This window comes from Vibrio sp. 378 (assembly GCF_033339435.1).
Map to the genome: position 1 here is coordinate 1 of NZ_JAWOUO010000171.1, position 1,033 is coordinate 1,033.

General features: G+C 44.9%; 1 protein-coding gene. It reads right to left on the minus strand.

What is annotated here, in order from left to right; genetic code table 11:
- Positions 1-855 (minus strand): helix-turn-helix domain-containing protein (locus tag R7Q48_RS24920; protein ID WP_318132795.1); only part of this gene is annotated, 855 nt, incomplete at its 3' end.
- Positions 856-1,033 lie beyond the last annotated feature (178 nt).

Sequence of the window (1,033 nt, forward strand, 5' to 3'; positions counted from 1 at the left end):
TCGCTGCTGATAATGCTGGCGGTAGTCGCGTGGTGTTAGTCCTTTGTACGTTTTGAAGTGGCGATTAAACAGGGCTTGATTACGATATCCGACTCGCTCAAACACAATCCCAATCGGCAACGACGTAGATTGCAGCAAATCTGCGGCATGATTGATCCGCAATTTCATTAGACGTTGGCTAAACGGCTCTTTAAAGTGCTTTTGAAACAATCTTGTGACCGCACTTTCACTCAGCGATAAGTAGTTCGCCAAGTCTGCGAGCGTCACCTTAGTTGCAAAGTGCTGTTCGAGATACGCGTTAACACTTGCCACGCGCTCTCTTTCCTGTAGCTCGTGTTCACTCATCGATAAGTACGAGTGAGTCATCAGTGTTTTCGCTCCTTCATCGTGAGCAATCAGAGACAAAACATGGAGAAATCTCGATAGTTGCTCCATTGCAGGAAACGTCATGAGCTCATGCAGAAGATCCACAACGTGCTGAGCTGTCCGTTCAAAAAACACCACACCTTTATTGGCCGCCTTTAAAAGCGGGTCAAGCTTTCTAAGCTCTGCGCAATAGAACATCAAATTGGCAATCCACTCACGCTTAAACCAAATCACATGAGTCTCGCACTTGCTTTCGACCAATGTGGAGTGAATTGAATGAGGCACACCAGGCGCGATCAATAGCATTTGGTTGTGAGTCACTTCTAATTCGTGATGACCAATATGCAAACTGCCAGTGAAGTGTCGATGGATGACCAACTCAAACACATCATCGTGAAAATGGAGGTCGTACTCTTTCTCTACCTCATCAATGCGACGATAGCGCCAAGAAAAACCTGGTCTCTGCGGTACTTTTTCGATGTGCGCCATTGGCAACTCCACAAGATAGTATTGTTTCACGCTCAAATAATATCAGTATTGCCGACATAATCTTCATCACGCCGAAATAGTATTGATATTAAACGGCATACTATCAACTTGGTGTTGTCCCTCTCCTTATTCTTGCCTTGTAAAGACAAGATAACTAAGGAAGCTTTTATGAGCCACT